The organism is Marinomonas sp. HM11-D (assembly GCF_057626615.1).
Genome location: NZ_JBMMKT010000004.1, coordinates 217,777 through 233,124, shown reverse-complemented (window position 1 = coordinate 233,124; position 15,348 = coordinate 217,777). Strand labels below are relative to the sequence as shown.

At 45.0% G+C, this 15,348-nt stretch carries 17 protein-coding genes; 10 read left to right on the top strand and 7 right to left on the bottom strand.

What is annotated here, in order from left to right:
- The first annotated feature begins 54 nt into the window (after positions 1 to 54).
- A complete protein-coding gene (locus tag ACOSVP_RS07840; protein ID WP_487346942.1) occupies positions 55 to 666 on the top strand; it encodes a cation efflux transmembrane domain-containing protein in 612 nt (203 codons plus the stop codon).
- A 98-nt stretch (positions 667 to 764) separates the two neighbouring features.
- Here ACOSVP_RS07840 and ACOSVP_RS07835 read toward each other — a convergent pair whose 3' ends face one another.
- The gene (locus ACOSVP_RS07835) at positions 765 to 1,073 is read right to left on the bottom strand and encodes a hypothetical protein (protein ID WP_487346941.1); all 309 of its coding nucleotides are present in this window, start codon (positions 1,071 to 1,073) and stop codon (positions 765 to 767) included.
- A 475-nt stretch (positions 1,074 to 1,548) separates the two neighbouring features.
- Here ACOSVP_RS07835 and ACOSVP_RS07830 point away from each other — a divergent pair, with 475 nt between their 5' ends.
- The 3 genes from ACOSVP_RS07830 (at position 1,549) to ACOSVP_RS07820 (ending at position 3,343) form a co-directional block, all read left to right on the top strand.
- On the top strand, positions 1,549 to 1,929 hold the full coding sequence (locus ACOSVP_RS07830; RefSeq protein WP_487346940.1) for a TonB-dependent receptor: 381 nt from the start codon (positions 1,549 to 1,551) through the stop codon (positions 1,927 to 1,929).
- A gap of 98 nt (positions 1,930 to 2,027) precedes the next feature.
- Positions 2,028 to 2,393 carry a hypothetical protein gene (locus tag ACOSVP_RS07825; protein WP_487346939.1) on the top strand — a complete coding sequence of 122 codons (366 nt, stop codon included), beginning with the start codon at positions 2,028 to 2,030 and terminating at the stop codon, positions 2,391 to 2,393.
- A gap of 134 nt (positions 2,394 to 2,527) precedes the next feature.
- Positions 2,528 to 3,343 carry a CHAD domain-containing protein gene (locus tag ACOSVP_RS07820; RefSeq protein WP_487346938.1) on the top strand — a complete coding sequence of 272 codons (816 nt, stop codon included), beginning with the start codon at positions 2,528 to 2,530 and terminating at the stop codon, positions 3,341 to 3,343.
- Between the two features lie 320 nt (positions 3,344 to 3,663).
- On the opposite strand, the gene ACOSVP_RS07815 is transcribed toward ACOSVP_RS07820, so the two are convergent.
- Positions 3,664 to 3,801 carry a hypothetical protein gene (locus ACOSVP_RS07815; protein ID WP_487346937.1) on the bottom strand — a complete coding sequence of 46 codons (138 nt, stop codon included), beginning with the start codon at positions 3,799 to 3,801 and terminating at the stop codon, positions 3,664 to 3,666.
- Between the two features lie 209 nt (positions 3,802 to 4,010).
- On the opposite strand from ACOSVP_RS07815, the gene ACOSVP_RS07810 reads away from it, so the two are divergent.
- The 6 genes from ACOSVP_RS07810 (at position 4,011) to ACOSVP_RS07785 (ending at position 10,814) form a co-directional block, all read left to right on the top strand.
- Complete coding sequence (locus ACOSVP_RS07810; protein ID WP_487346936.1) at positions 4,011 to 4,907, top strand: DMT family transporter; 897 nt, start codon at positions 4,011 to 4,013, stop codon at positions 4,905 to 4,907.
- Positions 4,908 to 5,093: 186 nt separating this feature from the next.
- Complete coding sequence (locus ACOSVP_RS07805) at positions 5,094 to 5,474, top strand: hypothetical protein (protein ID WP_487346935.1); 381 nt, start codon at positions 5,094 to 5,096, stop codon at positions 5,472 to 5,474.
- 391 nt (positions 5,475 to 5,865) lie between these two features.
- Entirely contained in the window at positions 5,866 to 6,282 is a 417-nt protein-coding gene (locus ACOSVP_RS07800) for a universal stress protein (protein ID WP_487346934.1), read from the top strand.
- 437 nt (positions 6,283 to 6,719) lie between these two features.
- On the top strand, positions 6,720 to 7,013 hold the full coding sequence (locus tag ACOSVP_RS07795; protein WP_487346933.1) for an STAS domain-containing protein: 294 nt from the start codon (positions 6,720 to 6,722) through the stop codon (positions 7,011 to 7,013).
- Between the two features lie 173 nt (positions 7,014 to 7,186).
- Entirely contained in the window at positions 7,187 to 9,706 is a 2,520-nt protein-coding gene (locus ACOSVP_RS07790; protein WP_487346932.1) for a sensor domain-containing protein, read from the top strand.
- Between the two features lie 244 nt (positions 9,707 to 9,950).
- On the top strand, positions 9,951 to 10,814 hold the full coding sequence (locus ACOSVP_RS07785; RefSeq protein WP_487346931.1) for an isocitrate lyase/PEP mutase family protein: 864 nt from the start codon (positions 9,951 to 9,953) through the stop codon (positions 10,812 to 10,814).
- A 149-nt stretch (positions 10,815 to 10,963) separates the two neighbouring features.
- Here ACOSVP_RS07785 and trbK read toward each other — a convergent pair whose 3' ends face one another.
- The 5 genes from trbK to ACOSVP_RS07760 all read right to left on the bottom strand — a co-directional run bounded on the left by trbK (position 10,964) and on the right by ACOSVP_RS07760 (position 15,189).
- A complete protein-coding gene (gene trbK / locus ACOSVP_RS07780; protein WP_487346930.1) occupies positions 10,964 to 11,368 on the bottom strand; it encodes an entry exclusion lipoprotein TrbK in 405 nt (134 codons plus the stop codon).
- A gap of 364 nt (positions 11,369 to 11,732) precedes the next feature.
- Entirely contained in the window at positions 11,733 to 12,467 is a 735-nt protein-coding gene (locus ACOSVP_RS07775) for a dienelactone hydrolase family protein (RefSeq protein WP_487346929.1), read from the bottom strand.
- 96 nt (positions 12,468 to 12,563) lie between these two features.
- On the bottom strand, positions 12,564 to 13,358 hold the full coding sequence (locus ACOSVP_RS07770; RefSeq protein ID WP_487346928.1) for an inositol monophosphatase family protein: 795 nt from the start codon (positions 13,356 to 13,358) through the stop codon (positions 12,564 to 12,566).
- Positions 13,355 to 14,407 (bottom strand): LacI family DNA-binding transcriptional regulator, encoded by a 1,053-nt coding sequence (locus ACOSVP_RS07765; protein ID WP_487346927.1) that lies wholly within the window; start codon positions 14,405 to 14,407, stop codon positions 13,355 to 13,357. Before ACOSVP_RS07765 ends, ACOSVP_RS07770 begins: the two co-directional genes overlap by 4 nt.
- Positions 14,404 to 15,189, bottom strand: a complete 786-nt coding sequence (locus ACOSVP_RS07760) for an MBL fold metallo-hydrolase (protein ID WP_487346926.1) — start codon at positions 15,187 to 15,189, stop codon at positions 14,404 to 14,406. The genes ACOSVP_RS07765 and ACOSVP_RS07760 overlap by 4 nt, the downstream gene beginning before the upstream one ends.
- Positions 15,190 to 15,348: the final 159 nt, after the last annotated feature.

Sequence of the window (15,348 nt, the reverse complement as noted above, 5' to 3'; positions counted from 1 at the left end):
AATACTCCAAACTCCCCTTAAGGATGCTTACTCACAATTTAAATCGGAGCAGATATGTCTAACTGTGGTTGTGGTGCAGACGAAGCAAATAACTTAGAAAAGAAAACGCTGATTATTCTGCTGTCTATCAACGCATTGATGTTTGTCTCTGAGTTGACGCTAGGCTGGCTGGCCCAGTCAACGGGGCTGATTGCAGACTCCTTAGATATGCTGGCCGATGCCACTGTATATGGCTTGTCGCTCTATGCGGTTGGCAAAGGCATTGTGAAACAAGCCAAGGCGGCTAAAGTCAGTGGCTATTTGCAAATTATTTTGGGCTGTGGCGTCTTTGTCGAAGTACTAAGGCGCATGGTATTTGGTAGCGAGCCGCAAAGCACATTGATCATAGCGGTGGGGGCTCTGGCGCTACTAGCCAACGTTATCTGTCTGGTTCTTATTTCCAAGCACAAGGACGGCGGTGTGCATATGCGAGCGTCGTGGATCTTTTCAACCAACGATGTGATTGCCAATCTAGGCGTTATTATTTCCGGCTTACTGGTTGCCATCATTGGCAGTCGCTACCCAGACTTAATCGTCGGGACCATCATTTCTATTGTAGTGATTCGTGGTGGTATACAAATACTTAGGGAAGCCAAGGAAACAGAAGAATCTTCCAAGTGCGCCTAGCCGCTTAAGCAACGATTCATAGATAGACAATAGTTAAGGCCAGATGAAAACCGTTTTTCATCTGGCCTCAAGCATCATCCATTCAGTTCATCCGTTCCTTACTTTCTCTCACCAACTGGCACCATGATGTGCGCATAAGGTGTGCCTTTCCACATAACGTAAGGGCCACCAATGCTAGGGTCGGTTGGTAATGAGTCCAACAGCGCGGCATCAGGCACTATGATCATTAAGTGTGGGCCTTCGACAATCCAATGATTGTGTTCAGTCATTCCTGCAGCGAAGGGGTCGGTGTTACTAGCGCCTCCATCTCCGGCTAGCATGTAGGAAACGCCCATTGCTTTGGCTTGAAAGGGTTCTTTGTTCATCCAAGCATGGGCCCATTCCATCCATGGTCCATCGAAACACATGGGAGCGATCCCGTTGAGTTGAGGTGGGGTAGGGAAGCAGGTGTAATTACTGGAACCCTTTTGCAGGACATTTTGATTCCAGTCTAAAACAGTGACTTTATCTCTTAGGGTTGGAGGTGCGGCGCTAAGCGCATCTTTTAGCAGTGCTTCTGAGTTGTCGGCAGCATACCCGTTAAAACTACAAAAAATAGCGAGACTCAATGCTGTCACAAGGGGAGTGCGGTATTTCATGGAAGTTACCCTCATGTTTGTTCAGCAGGCTGAAGTATAGTTCAATAAATTAGGTCCACCTTATGAATCCTGTTTTATTCTCGCTTTTGCAATTCTTAAAAGGTTGAACTAGCTTTAAAAACTAGATGTAAAGCAGAGGGTTAGCGGCTTTTGGGCCTCATGGATGAGTAGTAAAAACGTGCATGAATAACCATGCGTACTATTCAAATGCTGTGTGTTTAGACTCTAAACCAAGGAGCATTCTATGGACCGTAAATTTGTCATCACTGCATTTAGCTACGCAGTATTAGGCTTGTCTTTAGGGATATATATGGCCGCCTCAAAAAACCATGGGCAGTTCGTTACCCATGCGCACATTATGTTAATCGGTTTTGTGTTGTCCTTTATTTACGGCCTTTGCCATAAACTTTGGCTCAACAAGTCTCCTTCGACCTTAGCAAAAATTCAATTTTATGTGCATCAAGCGGGGGCGTTTGTCATTCTGCTTGGACTGTTCTTACTTTACGGCCAATTCGTGCCATTAGAAGCCATTGATCCGTTATTAGGCATTGCTTCTATTACGGTGTTTTCTGGTCTGGTGCTCATGATGGTGGAATTTATCCGATCTACTAGGGCAACAAGCTGATCAAAATGGAGAGTCGTTACAAAGAGCTGTTTTTCAAATCCCAGATGCACTGAAGTAAGTTCTGCTAAAGCTGTATAGCAAATTTTTAGGAGGTCTGCATGGGAGATATTGTTGATATTCGACAGTACCTAAGCTCAATGCCAGAGGATCATGAGCTTGAGGTTGCCTTGATGAAGTCTCTGGATGCGTTACCAATCGTCCTTTCGGACGCCGAAAAGCATGAAGTCTATGTTTACGCCCAGAAATTATGGACTGATATCAAGCAAATGGAAGCAGAGTCTCTGAAAACCTTCACCCTTGAGGTTCCCTGTACGGAAGAACAAAGAGTCAGGGTCAATGCACAAATTAATGAATGCATAAATTATTTGATCAACCCCAGAGCCAAAATGATTAACAATTTGGTCGCGGAGCTCATTGTCTCCAAGATTAAAGAAATTCAAATGCGGCGCTTGTTAGTCGAATAGTGCAATGCCAAAGGATGTTTGTTTGCTTTAAAGCGCTTTATTGATGTGCCTCAGTCTCCAGAAAAAGGGCGAGAAAACAAAATCGTTTGCTCTGGCCTATACTCAATCACCAGCAGTAAATAATTGAGTCAATCATGGCTAAAAAGCATCTAAAACAACATTGCGAAGAACTGTTAACCTCGATTGAGAAAAAACTTGTCGACTTGTTAAAACAGCAAGGCGATGAAGAGACCATTCATGAATTGCGTGTGTCCGTCAGACGCATCACACCCGTATTAGACCTATTGATCGCTCTAGAGCCTGACATAAAAGGCAAGAAACAACTGCGCCAGCATAGGCGAGTGTTTCGCTCATTATTTAAGACGCTTTCCGCGCCTCGGGACTTGGAGGTTCAGGTAAAACTGGCTCAGTCTTTTGCTGAACAGCTGAAAACTGATGAGTCGGTGTTGAATCGATACATTGTCCATTTGGAGCATGAAAAGCTTCGACTTGAAGCGCAATTGCTCAAGTCTGTGGCTGCCATGTTCGTGTCAGAATCCATTGCTTACATTCGTGAGCATAGTCATTTCCAACAGGTTAAGAAAAGAAGTCTGCTGGAACAGCTTGATGCCGAGGACGCTCTGCATCGTTTGGCATTACAGACCGCAGTGGAACAGCTAAAAATTGATACTGAGCATTTTCACCCGACGCGAATACAGCTGAAGAAATTTCGTTATTTCTTAGAGTTGAATTCGGTTGCAACTCAGGCAGAAGATGAACGTCTAAAAACGCTGAAATATATTCAGGATCATTTGGGAGATACCAATGATCTACATATTGCTTTGGGGTTAATGACGGAATATAACGCTGATCCGTCGCTGATCGAGCAGGTCGATGCGTTGTATCAAAATCATTTACAGCAATCTGTGGCGGCCATCTTTGAGAATTTAGAACCGCTGAAATTGGACTAATGTGGGTGAGTAGGACGTATAAAAGCGCTGTTTGCTTCAATACGTCCTTTGTACTGTTTAAGCGTGTATTTGTAGGTACTCAACAGGCACATGCTGAAACAAAACAGACTCTACACGAGTAAAAGAGTTTTGCTTATCAGCCTCAGCGTGATGCTCTGGTCTGCCATATAAATGTTTGTCGCGAATTGCAGCAGCAACCGACAATACTTTTTTAATTCTGCGGTTATTGGCGTATTTGCGAAAGATGCGTTGGTATCTCGGTTCGCCGTAGTCACTTTTAGCTTTGTGTTTTAGGTAGCGAATCAGGGAGCGGTTATATTCTAATGCTCCATGGTGCGGGTCGTCACAAGATGCTCCGCCAGTGATAAATATTTATCAGTATCTGGTAAAGAGTAGGAGCCATCTTCCAGCAGGATGTAGTCTGATGGGGTGACGAGGGGGTGTAACGCTGCAGCCATGCTGTATTTTTCTCCGTTTTTATAATATTTCTTGCACTTATTAGGCTTCAAATATTGCTGACAACCTGATAGGTGCGGGCATTATCTATGATTTTCATCTGTTCTTAAAGTTCCAATTTACCTAATATGTGTTTCAAGCAGATTTCGATAGACGTTCGTTCTATAAATTGCATCCTGTTTTCGCTAATTTTGTTGGTAGCCCATTTCCCATGAGTCAATCTGCGCAGCTTGTTTCACACTCTGGACAACGTTCTGTTTTAACCGGTGTTATCTTGTGTATTGCCGCTATGCTAGCGTTCGCCACCCAAGATGCCTTTACCAAGATGATCGTGCAGGAGATGGCAGTGGCTCAGGTGGTGATGGTGCGCTACTGGGTATTCTTAGTATTCGCCATTGTTTGGGTGTCTCGCACAGGAGCGTTAAGGCGCGCCTTGCCGACGGCTTCCTATAAATTACAAATACTGCGTTCGTTGCTGTCTCTGGCGGAAATTGCTTTATTCAATTTAGCGTTACGTTACCTTGGCCTTGCTGAAGCCCATGCCCTGATGGCGGTTTTTCCTCTGGTGGTGATTGCCTTGGCGGCCCCCGTGTTGGGCGAGAAGGTCAGCACAAAATGCTGGTTTGCGGTGATGGCGGGCTTTATTGGGACCTTGGTGATTTTACGTCCTGGTATGGGCGTATTTGAGCCAGAGTCGATTATTCCACTATTAGCGGCGCTTGGCTTTGCCGGTTACCACGTGGTGACCCGCAAGGTCAGCGGATTAGGGGATAGCTTTAATACCAATGTGTTTTATATGGCGCTGATTGGTTGTTTAGTCACAACCGTGTTTGGTGTTTCTGCTTGGCGTGAGCCGACCCTAACGGAATGGGGCTGGCTGGCGATTATTTCGGCGTTGAGTGTTGCGGCTCAGCTACTATTAGTGAAAGCGCTTGAATACGCTCCGGCTTCCTTGTTGCAACCGTTTAATTACAGCCTGCTGGTGTTTGCGACGTTGATTGGCTTATTCGCGTTTGGTGAATTCCCTGATTCTTGGACCCTTATTGGCGCGTCTGTGATTATTGTCAGTGGCCTGTATTCCATTCATGGTCAGCGCAAAGCATCTTGATCGGTCATCTCTTTCTTTCTCTCTCTGCCATTGTTCCCCTGACATAACGCAATAGCCTTTAAGATTCAGAGGCTATTGCCGCCTAATCGGTATTCAGTTGCTTCTTGAAAGCGTATGTTTACTAATGGTTGAGCATCAAAAATGCTCCGTAGTACGAAATAATAAATCAGAGAACAAGGAATGCTTATGAGTTCAAATCCATTCAAAATTGCCGTGATCGGTGGCGGAAATGCAGGATTAGAGTTACTCGATCGACTGTTTAAAGCTGAGTTTGTTGAAATTCTAGGGGTGGCGGACACTAACCCACACGCGCCAGGGGTTATCTTAGCAAAAGAGCACAATATCCCAGTCACTACCAATATGAACGACTTGCTTGAAGACAGCACTCAGATCGATATCTTGATTGATGTGACCGGCATTAAAGAAGTGCGCGATGCGCTACGCCAGCATATGCAAGAAAGTGGCAACCAACACACTGTGATCATGCATGAGCGTATTTCTGCGCTGCTGATTTCGCTGTTTAATGGCATGATGGTGTCAACCAAAGCGAGCGATGAATTTTATTAAGTCCTAATGGGTTCCAGCTTAGTGGTGTTATCTGAGCTAAGTGAATTTCCTATCACAGCCATTAATGAAGTCAGAACCATCATCGACCCAACAACAGCAGAGTAAGGCCGCTTCGCCGTTGTTTTAAATCGACAAAAAACAGTTGGCCGTTCCTGGTAGATTGTTTGTTAGGAAAACTGTTTTTTGCCGCTTTCCCATACCAGTATAAAACCCTCCAAGCATTAGAGAGTTATTTCGCCTTAATGGTTGGTGAATACAATGCATAAACTTTTTAAATAATCAGCAAGTCTCTTACGCCAGTTTGTGCATCTAACATTCGTCTACCATACTGAAAGTACACTCACCAACCAATAGGTATAGAGCATTCTGTTCTTGCCGAGGAGGGGTTGAAATGTACCGTAAAATCATGGTGCCAGTGGATTTAGGCCACGTAGATCGCCTTGAAAAAGCGTTAAAAACCGCCGCAGATTTATCCAAAATCTATGACATTCCTGTGTGCTATGTTGGGGTCAGTAGCTCTACTCCAAGTAGCGTGGCGCATAATCCAGAAGAGTTTGCCGAAATGGTCGATGCGTTCGGTCGTGAGCAAGCTGAAAAATATGGCTTAAACAACGTGACTACAGTGGCTTACAGCATTCCTGATCCGACCGTGGACTTGGATGCAACCTTAATTAAAGCTGAGAAAGAAAATGGGGTAGACCTTGTGGTGATGGCATCACACGTCCCCGGTCTTTCAGATCATATCTTTGCTTCCAATGCTGGCTACGTCGCCAAATACTCTAAAGTGTCCGTGCTGGTTGTTCGATAGCCTCCCAAAGCTGTTTAGAGTTTCTATTCCAGATTAATGCATGGGGAAATGCCAATATTAAGTTTTAGTGCATGTCCCCATGCTTTTTTGGCTCTATGAATATTAGTTAATTGTAATGAAAAGTTATAATTAATTGATATTAAAGGTTTTTTTTCATGTGTAATCTAAGTTAAAACTTTTTGTAACAAAGTTCTCTTATCCTGTCACCACGCTTAAGGACGGCAAAGCACTTGGAGTTTCAATATTCATAAGTGCTTTTGTGAACGGATCTCAATTCAATTAGATCCTCTCTAAACTGATCCATTTCTCAAAACTTACCGTAAGTAACATTGAGTAAGCACAGTGTAAGTTTTTGTTGATTTCAACAACAACTTCAGGTTAATTTTTAGTCTAAATGAATATTTAATAAAACGGTCATAAAAGATTAAGAGGGTCTTATGCCAGAGATTTATCGCGTTGCATTGCCTGAGAAGTTCTCCTTTGAACATTATGAGTGGTTTCGTAATGTGTACTCGGAAGCGTTGATGGCCAGTAAGCCAGTAGAGTTAGTTTGCAACAAGGTCGCTTTTTTGGATTCTGCGGCACTGGGTATGATTGCTGCTTTGCAAAAAGGCCTTAAGAGCGTTACGAACCATGATTTGTTTGTGAGCTCACCGACAATGTATTGTGATGAGTTATTCCGTTTGGCCAACATGTACGGCCGCTATATACATTTGCAGTCTGTCTCATAGACTTCAAATCTATATAAATCCCGCTAGAGTCTATAACTCACTGGGCAAGTCTGTTTATATTTGGACTGGTGTCACGATTAATGATCTGCGCTATAACAAGGATTGAGTTGCTAACTATACTCAGGATATCTGATTAAGGTTCTACACTTTAAACTTGTGGAGTATCGCTGATCATGCAGCCGAATGATCGAGAGTCTTGCCCCAGTATCGCCTCCATGACAGAAGCGTTCCTATCGTCTTCGTTAGGTGCTCCTTTATTTATTTTAGATCCCGCGAATAATTTAGACGTGGTGTTTACTAACCCTCCGGCAGCACGTTACTTCGACTTACCTGATCTAAGCGAAAACACTTGGTTTATTGATAAATGGCCGAAAGGGCAGGATTCAAACTGGCGTCATGCCTTTATTGAGCAAATAAAACAGGTTCAAAAGAGTTATCAATTAATTCCTGCCTCATTACTTAAATCGAAAGCTTCCGCTCAAGAGTTGTGCTTTATGTGGTTTGAAGTTGAAGGGTCGCCATATATCGCAGCGGTGATTTTAAATGCTAGTACTCGCACCTTGGCCAATTTTGAACCGATTGCGATTCAAAGTGCTTTGACAGAGGCGCAACGGCAGCAAGACTTTTTTAACTTAGTAGAAAATTCCCCCGATCTGATTGTGCGTTATGACGCTACAGGTAAACGAACCTATGTTAATAAAGCCTTTGAGCATATCACTGGCGTCCCTCGTGAAAAGGCCATTGGTAAGCTTCCTTTAGAATTATCAGGTATTGGTGAAAACAGTGCAGCGCTGGTGCAAAAGTCCGTAATGGAGGTGCTAAGTACAGGTCAGCGCATCAATAAAAAGCTCAATGTTGAAATTGGTGAAGGTCAAACCGTCATACATGAGTCCCGCATGATCCCCGAGTATGATAATCACGGTGACATTGTTGGCGTACTGCTGATTTCGCGCGATGTGACCAATGAAGAGCTTGCCATTCAGCGCACGGAAGTCAGTGAAAAACAGTTCCGAACCTTGGTAGAAAACTCGCCAAATTATATCTTACGCTTTGATCCCGATTGCCATTTGGTGTACGCCAATCCAGTGATTACTCGACTGTTCGATTGTCCTATGCAAGCGCTGATGGGTATGAACCCTACGCAGATGAATGTGTACTTGCATCGCAAGTTCAGTTCGCTTGTACCGGTTGGGGAGTTTGTGCTGCACACCGCTTTAAAGGCAGCGATTGCCAATCAGTCAGAGCAAGAGTGCGAGCTTTCCAGCCCTAGTGGTAGTGGAGTTTTATACAGCTCTCTTCGCCTTACGCCTGAATTTAACAATGAGGGGAAATTAGAATCCGTGTTAGTGGTGGGGCGTGATAAAACTGAGCTAAAAGCCTATCAAGATCAGGTGGATTATCTCTCTAAATTTGATCCGCTAACCGGTCTTCCCAACCGCATGAGCTTGTTATCGAAAATCAGCACTCGATTTATTGGCTTGAGTTCAGATCAAACTAAACTTGGCCTAATGGTTCTGGGGATCGATCATTTTAAAAATGTAAACGAAAGTTTTGGCTATGAATTTGGCGATAAAGTATTGCAGATATTGACCCAAAAACTGCGCGATATCGTGCTCTCAACCGCTTACCTAGCTCGTACGGGCGGCGATGAGTTTGGGATATTTCTTAGCCATGTTGAGAGCCGTGAAAGTTTTACCTTTGAGGTAGATAGAATCCGCAAAGCGTTAAATACCTCTTTGATCATTGATGAATCTGATGTGATGGTAACGGTCAGTATTGGTGCTTGCATGTACCCAGATAATGCCCAAGATCTGGAAGACTTAGTGCGCTACGCGGACTCAGCACTGTTCGCCGCTAAAATGGAGCAGCGTGGCAGTGTACGCTTTTACTCTCATGATCTAACCGAAAAAGCCCTGCAGCGAATGGAATTGCGTAACTCTATTCGTCAGGCCATTAAAAACAAAGAATTTCGCGTCTTTTTTCAACCCAAAATTCGGATGAGCGACGGTGAACTTGTTGGCGCTGAAGCCTTGGTTCGTTGGTTCCATCCGGTACGTGGGTTAGTTATGCCTAATGACTTTATACCGGTTGCGGAAGAGCTAGGGCTTATCGGTGAAATTGATATGCAGGTATTGGAAATGGTTTGTCAGTATGTGGCGAACTGGCGTCCGAGTTTGCAAACAGGGCAGCGCTTTGCGGTAAACCTATCGGGTCTACAGTTCAATCGTGATGATTTGCTCAGCAAGATAACGCAGATTCTAGGAAGAACTCAGTGTCTGACAGAGCATCTGGAGTTAGAAATTACCGAAGGCGCTCTATTGTTACATTGCGACAACTTATCAAATCAAATTGATGCCCTGAAGGAGCTCGGTTTTACATTAGCCTTGGATGATTTCGGTACTGGCTATTCATCGCTAGGGTATCTGTCCCATTACGCTATTGATGTTTTAAAAATAGACAAATCGTTCGTGACCAATATGACGCATACCCGATCAAGCCAAGTGCTGGTGAAAACCATGATCTCTATGGCGCAAAATTTGGACATGAAGGTTGTCGCAGAAGGGGTAGAAGATTTGGACCAAGCGCGCCTGTTGCAGAGTTTCGGAGTTGAAATCGCGCAGGGCTATTTGTACTCCAAGCCACTTCCTGCTGAGGCGTTTGCGCAGACGTTTGGCTTGCCTATACCCAATTAACGAATAGATGCTACTGGCGCTACTAGTAGCGAAGTGTTTCAGATATGCGCTAGTTTGAACAATAAGTTAGCATTATCATTTTGGTAAATTTCCAACATAACGGGCAAATTTGCCTTTTGAAACTTACTTTTTGGTCAAAGTGGTGACGAAATGTTGTTATTTTAGTTAGAATCCTTTCGTTTTTTATGCTTGCCTATTTCCGACTCATCAAGCCAGAAATTAGGCCGTTTTTAGGAGTCTACCTATGGCCACCCCATCTCAGCACGATCTTCGTAAAGATTTCCGTGCCTTGCTTGAAAGCGATAACTGTTACTACACAGCGTCTACCTTTGATCCCATGTCTGCACGTATTGCGGCGGATCTTGGTTTTGAAGTCGGTATTTTAGGTGGTTCTGTTGCCTCTTTGCAGGTATTAGCCGCACCGGATTTTGCTTTGATCACATTAAGTGAATTCGTAGAGCAGGCGACCCGTATTGGTCGTGTGGCACGTTTACCTATCATTGCCGACGCCGACCACGGTTACGGTAATGCCTTGAATGTGATGCGAACCATTACTGAGCTTGAGCGCGCGGGCGTTGCCGCCCTGACGATCGAAGATACCCTGTTGCCAGCTAAATACGGTCATAAATCGACGGATTTGATTCCGCTAGAAGAAGCCGTAGGCAAAATTGAAGCGGCTTTAGAAGCGCGTATTGATCCTGCAATGTCGATCATTGCCCGTACCAATGCCGGTCAATTAACCACTGAACAAACCATTGAACGTGCTAAAGCCTATGAAGCGGCGGGCGCTGACGGTATCTGTATGGTGGGTGTGAAGGACTTTGAGCACCTAGAAGCGATTAGTGCACATGTTAACGTACCATTGATGTTAGTGGCTTACGGTAACCCAGAATTAAATGACCGTGAGCGTTTGGCGAAAAACGGTGTACGTATCGTGGTCAATGGTCACGCGGCGTACTTCGCCGCGATCAAAGCAACCTACGATTGTCTACGTGAACAGCGTGGTATTGCCGAAGGCAAATTAAACGCTTCAGAATTATCTGAGCGTTATTCAACTTTAGACGAAAGTCGTGAGTGGGCGCGTAAATTTATGGACGTTGAGGAATAAGTTATTTAAGCTTTTTATCAGCTTTAATTAAACGTTCTGTAAATATATTTACTAATAAAAAAGCCGAGGCCGTTTTTATTAAAATGGCCTCGGCTTTTTTATATTAATAACGCACGTCCCTGTGCAAAGCTTCCTATTAAACTGATGGATTAGTTTGTTGCCTTGTCCATTTCTTTGGCCGCTGCATCCGTACCATCTTGTACCGCATCGACGCCGTCTTCCCAAGCATCACCTACAGCATCGGCACCATCTTCTACTGCTTCTGCAGTTGAGTCATAAGCATCTGCTGCTGCGTCTTTGCCATCTTCGTACATTTGCTTGGCTTTGTCTTGGCTCTGCTCTAGTAGCTGGGAAGCCTTTTCTTTGCCTTGTTCAATGCGGAAGTCGAAGCACTGGTCAGAGAACTCTTCACGAACTTTACTGTCCTCAATTTGTTGGATGCTAGCTTGAGTACAGTTTTCTTCGTTTACATCTGGCATTTTTTCACTGCATGCAGTGGTTAATGCCGCAACGGCTACTAGACCTGCGATGTATTGTGGTTTGATCATTTTCATAGTGCTTCCCTCGATTAAGTTTTCTAAGTGTATTTAATAAGTGTCTAATATTGTTCTATCCATTAAACAAAATTAGAACGCCGTTTTACTCTTAATTAAAAACTAGAATTCTTCCTGTTTTTAATTAGCAGTTTTTGAAAATATAAAGCGCTCATTTGCGCCCCGTTGATGGTTTTTAATATTAAATTTAGCGGGATTATTATCAATTCAAGTTTTTGTAAACATTATTTTTTTGGTAGTTCTTTCATCTTTCTTAAACAGTAAAAGATAAGTGTAAAGATGTATGGCTGGCGGGGCTTAGAGCTGAAAATAGGCATAAAAAAAGCCCTACAAGTAGGGCTTTCAAGAATGGCGTCTTTACACTCTATAAAGTGCGACGAAACTGATCGACTGCCAGTTTGTAGCAATACAAAGCCAACTCAGCATCGTAACGATCGCCTTCATCGCGCATAAATGCGTGCTGGGCGTTCAACTCGTGCCAAGAGAAATGGCGTTCGGTATCGATCAGTTTCTGATAAATCTTCTGACGGCCTTCGGTTGAGACGTGAGGATCTTGCTTACCCCACACCATGGTGATCTCACCTTGAATATCGCCGGTACGGGTAAAACTGTCATTGCCTTGCGCGCAGGGAAGGGTATTAGAATGGATGTCCGTAGCGTACAAACAGAAGGTCGACAAAATACGCGGATTCAATGCCGCACGAAACGCTAAATGACCGCCAATGCACACGCCCATAGCGCCAAAGTTGCCATTACAGTAAGGCTGCTGCTCGAAATGCTCGATCATGGCCACCGTATCACTGTCATGACTTTCTAGCGGTTTAGTGAATTTATCGTTATTGCCTTTGTCTTTACCTACATCGTCATAGGCCAGTACGGTGCCGATGGGGTTTAGCTCATGAAACACTTCCGGTACCACCACTGAAAAACCGTGTCCTGCTAAGATACGGGCAGTACGTTCGATTGGAGCCGTGATTTGGAAAATTTCCGAGTAGAAAATCACACAAGGGAATTGGCCTTCCGCCTGAGGGCGGTAGACGTTGCAACGCATGGTGCCGGTTGCGGTTGCAATATCGACGATGTCAGTTTGGGTAATCATAAGATCTCTTTTAACAACAATGGGGATCAAGCGCTCCATGATAGAGGATCCCCATTCAGTTGAGTAGGCCTTGCTTAGTGGTGGCTTAGAGGGTGCTTAGCATTCAGCAACCGGATAGCGGCGTTTCACTTGAAAATGCACCGCTAGGCGTTGCCAAACTTTTGGCGTTGCCACCCAAATAGTATTCCCCTCAAGTAAACCATTGCCACGCTCAAAATCATTACTAATGGCGCCGGCTTCTTGGCAGATCAGCAGTCCCGCGAGGGCATCCCAGCTATTTAAGTGGGCTTCGTAATAACCGTGTACCTGACCGGAAGCCACATGGCACAACATCAAGGCACCGGCACCAAAGCGACGGTACTCAATATTTTCTTGCTCGATTAAATACTCAATACTGTGAAGATAGTCGGCTAAGGGGCGGCGATTAGAGCGGCCAAGGCCAAGCACTACCCGATCAGGTAACGGCTCAACCATGGATAACTCGACACCGTTTAATGTGGCCCCTTGATCTTTTTGTGCCACATACAGCTCGTTTCGATCAGGCGCATAGACGATGCCAAGTAGAATCTGCTCTTCTTCAACATAGGCTACCGAAATGCACCAATAATCCATGCCCAGAGTGAAATTAGTGGTGCCATCAATGGGGTCAATCACCCATAAGCCTTTTAAACCCGCTTCTAGGCCGGTTTCTTCGCCAAGGAAACCGCTGTGAGGGAACTCCATTTTCAAATAACTTTTTAGCGCCTGCTCAACGAAAATATCTGCATGGGAGACAAAGTCTTGTTCGGCTTTGGCGGTGACTGCGAGACCGCTATTGCGAATCGCTTGCGCTTCCTTGCCGATACTAACGATGGTGTTACAGAGCGCTTTTACATCATCAGAGTGAATCATAAACATCCTTGTTGTGTGGAAAGAGAGCTTTTACGCTCGATTAATTGCACCGCGATCGGCACGCTTTGAGATTGTTTATCAGGCGAGCGAGTTCGACTTTCTAAACAGTCTAAGGCGCGTTGGCAAAGTGCCTCGATATCTTGGTGTAGGGTGGTGAGCTGATAACTGTATTGTTCGGTTTGTGGCGTGTTATCAAAGCCCACTAGCTTGAAATCATTGGGTGCATCAAACCCCTGCTGACGCATACCATCGAGAAAACCACAGGCCAATTGCGCGTTAGCACAGAAGATGCCTTTAGGGATGCCTTGTTGGTTTTGTAGTAGCATTTGCGCTGCATCAAAGCCACCATGGTAACCATCTTTGGGCGCGATGATCGAAGTCAGTTGTTCGACTGCAATACCTTGGGCGAATAGGGCTTGCTGAAACGCTTCGCCCCGTTGTAAACCCGACCAGGTTGATCCTTGATAATTTAGCCAGCCAAAGCTCTGGCAACCTTGTGCTATCAGATGATTGCACACTAGTTGCGCGCCCAGTTGGTTATCAGAATACACCGCATCCACCTTGGGTAAATCTAATTGGCGGTTAATGCCCACCACTGGGATTTTGAACTGTACACATTCCTCTACCAAAGCTTGTGGCGGTTGGCCTGAGGTGACGATAACGCCAGAGACCCGAAACTGGGTAAAACGGCGCATGGTGTCGGCCAGGTCCTGTTCATTTTGCACCTCGGTGACCAATGCTTGATAGCCACGGGCTTGGATAGCACTGATTAGGCCTTCCAATAATGCACTGCGAAATGGATCGCTGATCCGTGCCACCACCACGCCAATTAATTGGCTACGCTTGCGGTTTAAGCCTTGGGCTAAGAAATTCACCTGATAACCCAGTTCTTGAGCCGCTTTGATCACCTTAGCTTTGGTTTCTGGGGCAATGCTGCCATTGTCACTTAAAGCACGAGACACCACAGCACGGGAAACGCCAGCGTAATCGGCTACATCTTGAGCGGTAACATTCTTATGTTTAAAAGAGCTATGTTTTAAGGTGCTCATGATGTACGTCCGTGACGATGAATCTGATCGAGAACGGATTCAGAGGCGTTTAAATCCAGTTGCAGGCCATCCCATGATAAAAACAGGGTACTTTGCTTTGCGATCACTTGGGCTAAGGTTGGAATCTCTTCGTCATAACAGTGATACAAACCGAGCGCAGCAAGATCTAACTGGTCTGCCAAGGCCATGCAACTTTGTACATCACCATGGGAGGCATCATCGGGTAGTGGTTCTGATACCGCGCATTCTTGAAAGGCAAGGTCCGCATCCTGCATTAGGGCGATGGTGGCAGGCGTTGGCCGGCCATCGCCACTGTAAAATAGAATGCGCTCATCCACTTCAATACGCAGAGCAAGATTGCTCATTTCGTGCTGTGTCGCGGCACTGGATAGCTGCCAATTGCGCCACGTCCAACGCCCTGGAATATCTAACCATTCAATGACAAAACAAATACCTTCCACTGGAAAGGTCGCCAGAGCTGCCAGTTGCTGCAAAATAGGCCGATGCTCTGGCTGACAGTAAATGGTCAAAGGCGCTTGGCGGCCAAAGCTTTTCCAGCGATTTAGTAAAGCCGGTAAGCCTGCGCAATGGTCAGGGTGTACATGGGTAAAATAGAGCACTTCGATCTCATCGATGCTTAACCCTCGTTGCCATAATGCTTGTGGAATCGTCGGGCCACAATCAATCAACCAGCGCTGTTGTTGCTCATCGGTGACCAAAACAGAAGATGTATTACGCATCACTGAAAACGCACTGCCACTTCCTAAAACATCGATTTTCATAAGTCTCCAGCAAATTTATTTTTTGCTTAATCAAATTGTCACACAGACACGACAAAGTAGGTTCACATAATGTCGACTCAAGGTTGCATTTTTTTTACAGCACAGTGAACACGTGTTCAAAGAGTCAAAAAAAATTAGAACGAAGGGCAGGAAAGCGCT

What these genes read in the sequence shown, in the direction of transcription:
- ACOSVP_RS07840 (WP_487346942.1), top strand. Translation starts at nt 55, where the DNA reads ATGTCTAACTGTGGTTGTGGTGCAGACGAAGCAAATAACTTAGAAAAG.
- ACOSVP_RS07835 (WP_487346941.1), bottom strand. Translation starts at nt 1,073, where the DNA reads ATGTGTTTCGATGGACCATGGATGGAATGGGCCCATGCTTGGATGAAC.
- ACOSVP_RS07830 (WP_487346940.1), top strand. Translation starts at nt 1,549, where the DNA reads ATGGACCGTAAATTTGTCATCACTGCATTTAGCTACGCAGTATTAGGC.
- ACOSVP_RS07825 (WP_487346939.1), top strand. Translation starts at nt 2,028, where the DNA reads ATGGGAGATATTGTTGATATTCGACAGTACCTAAGCTCAATGCCAGAG.
- ACOSVP_RS07820 (WP_487346938.1), top strand. Translation starts at nt 2,528, where the DNA reads ATGGCTAAAAAGCATCTAAAACAACATTGCGAAGAACTGTTAACCTCG.
- ACOSVP_RS07815 (WP_487346937.1), bottom strand. Translation starts at nt 3,801, where the DNA reads ATGGCTGCAGCGTTACACCCCCTCGTCACCCCATCAGACTACATCCTG.
- ACOSVP_RS07810 (WP_487346936.1), top strand. Translation starts at nt 4,011, where the DNA reads ATGAGTCAATCTGCGCAGCTTGTTTCACACTCTGGACAACGTTCTGTT.
- ACOSVP_RS07805 (WP_487346935.1), top strand. Translation starts at nt 5,094, where the DNA reads ATGAGTTCAAATCCATTCAAAATTGCCGTGATCGGTGGCGGAAATGCA.
- ACOSVP_RS07800 (WP_487346934.1), top strand. Translation starts at nt 5,866, where the DNA reads ATGTACCGTAAAATCATGGTGCCAGTGGATTTAGGCCACGTAGATCGC.
- ACOSVP_RS07795 (WP_487346933.1), top strand. Translation starts at nt 6,720, where the DNA reads ATGCCAGAGATTTATCGCGTTGCATTGCCTGAGAAGTTCTCCTTTGAA.
- ACOSVP_RS07790 (WP_487346932.1), top strand. Translation starts at nt 7,187, where the DNA reads ATGCAGCCGAATGATCGAGAGTCTTGCCCCAGTATCGCCTCCATGACA.
- ACOSVP_RS07785 (WP_487346931.1), top strand. Translation starts at nt 9,951, where the DNA reads ATGGCCACCCCATCTCAGCACGATCTTCGTAAAGATTTCCGTGCCTTG.
- trbK (WP_487346930.1), bottom strand. Translation starts at nt 11,368, where the DNA reads ATGAAAATGATCAAACCACAATACATCGCAGGTCTAGTAGCCGTTGCG.
- ACOSVP_RS07775 (WP_487346929.1), bottom strand. Translation starts at nt 12,467, where the DNA reads ATGATTACCCAAACTGACATCGTCGATATTGCAACCGCAACCGGCACC.
- ACOSVP_RS07770 (WP_487346928.1), bottom strand. Translation starts at nt 13,358, where the DNA reads ATGATTCACTCTGATGATGTAAAAGCGCTCTGTAACACCATCGTTAGT.
- ACOSVP_RS07765 (WP_487346927.1), bottom strand. Translation starts at nt 14,407, where the DNA reads ATGAGCACCTTAAAACATAGCTCTTTTAAACATAAGAATGTTACCGCT.
- ACOSVP_RS07760 (WP_487346926.1), bottom strand. Translation starts at nt 15,189, where the DNA reads ATGAAAATCGATGTTTTAGGAAGTGGCAGTGCGTTTTCAGTGATGCGT.